3 protein-coding genes are annotated in these 1620 nt (G+C 61.9%); all 3 read left to right on the top strand.

Features of this window, described 5'->3' with window-relative positions:
* Positions 1 to 77: 77 nt before the first annotated feature.
* Complete coding sequence (locus A7G45_RS14720; protein WP_260938321.1) at positions 78 to 365, top strand: helix-turn-helix domain-containing protein; 288 nt, start codon at positions 78 to 80, stop codon at positions 363 to 365.
* Between the two features lie 61 nt (positions 366 to 426).
* The gene (locus tag A7G45_RS14715) at positions 427 to 1305 is read left to right on the top strand and encodes a Rha family transcriptional regulator (protein WP_260938318.1); all 879 of its coding nucleotides are present in this window, start codon (positions 427 to 429) and stop codon (positions 1303 to 1305) included.
* A partial coding sequence (locus tag A7G45_RS14710; protein ID WP_260938316.1) for a hypothetical protein occupies positions 1302 to 1620 on the top strand: 319 nt, incomplete at its 3' end. The genes A7G45_RS14715 and A7G45_RS14710, both read left to right, overlap by 4 nt.

The following is a 1620-nucleotide window of genomic DNA, read 5'->3' as shown; positions in this document are numbered from 1 at the left end:
CTTGTCATTCCGCAGCTAAGTAGCGAAATCAGCGATTTAGCTTGCGCTCGAATCGCTGGTTGTCTAGAGTTGTCGCTATGCCAGCGATTGAACCGCTAGGACCGATGGTCCGGATCAAAGAAGTGCGCATCGCGCACGGCCTCAGTCAGCTTCAGCTCGCCGAGCGGATCGCGGAGCAGGGTGTCGAGATCACCGATGCCGGAATCTCCAATGTCGAGAACGGCAACAAGAAGGCGAGCGACCGGCTGCTGACCGCGTGGGCGAAGGCGCTCGGTATCGAACCGCTGAATGTGTGGCACGGACCGCTGCGCCCTCCGGTCGAACCTGCAATGCCGCCAAAGCGCCAGAAGAAACCGGCCGCATAACAAAGAGCCCCCGTCCGAGGCAACGGACGAGGGCACCGACAACAGGAAGGTCAGATTTCCAGTGTCAGAACACAACGATAGCGGGTTCGCCGAGTTGGAGCGCGCCACACCGATTGTTCAGGTGGCCGAGGGTGTCGCGACGACGACATCGATGCGAATCGCCAACGGAACCAGCAACGAGCACGCCTCAGTGCTGCTGCTGATCCGCAAGAACTTGGACGACTTCAACGAATTCGGCTTGGTCCGATTTGAAATCGCACCAAGACCAGCCGGCCAACATGGCGGCGGTGATGTCACGGTCGCGATCCTCAACGAGGAGCACGCGACCCTGTTGCTCACCTACATGCGGAACAGCGACATCGTCCGCGACTTCAAGAAGCGATTGGTCCGCGAGTTCTGGGAGCTGCGACGCGGCGCGGTCATCGACTTGTCGGATCCGATCGCCGCCATCGAGGCTGAGGCCGCCCGTACCCAGCGCGCCATCGATGTCGCGAAGGCTGAGCGGGCGCGCGCCGTCAAGGCTGAATCCGAAGCGAAGATGCTTACCGCCGCGATCGAACGGGACGCGCCGCTTGTCGCGAAGGCTGAGGCTCATACCGCGAACGCCAAGTCCATCAACCGGCAGATGTTCGCCCGCGAGGTTCAACAGTGGGGGACCAAGCAGGGCATCACCGTTCTCCAGGACCAGGTGTACGAGATGTTGCGGCGGCGGGGAATGCTCATCGACGGACACCGCGCCGACCGCAACCACGCCACCTCTCAGGCGGTGAAATCGGGCTGGGCATTTACCCACAAGGACGTCACCGAGGACGGGTATCCGACCGCCGTCACCATGATCAACCCGCGCGGCCAGGACGTCGCCTGGAAGTGGATCACTGACTACGTGCGCCAGGCCGGCAATCTCGTTCTCCCGCCAAAGATCACGGGTGGTGCAGCGTGAGATTCTCCGGCGACTACCTATACCGCGTCCGCGTGACCTCGTACCCAGAAGGCGCCTTCGAGTGCATCAACGAGGACGCTGACATCTGGATTCCCACACCAGGTTGGCAGCCGGCGGGTTGGCGTCCGGTCGGGAACTACACCGAGATCATGGGCACCTCCGAGTTCATCTGGCCGGTTACCAACAAGGTGTACGGATCAAAGTCGACCGCTAAGAAGCGCGCCGACTTGCTTGAAAGCTACGGTGCCACAGCGATTGTCGAGCAGTCCAGCCGAATTGTGTGGCCGGAACCCGAAGCCGAGGAGCGTGCGGCGT

It is taken from the genome of Mycolicibacterium llatzerense (assembly GCF_025331195.1).
Classification (GTDB): domain Bacteria; phylum Actinomycetota; class Actinomycetes; order Mycobacteriales; family Mycobacteriaceae; genus Mycobacterium; species Mycobacterium llatzerense.
This window is presented reverse-complemented; position numbering and strand designations above follow the sequence as displayed.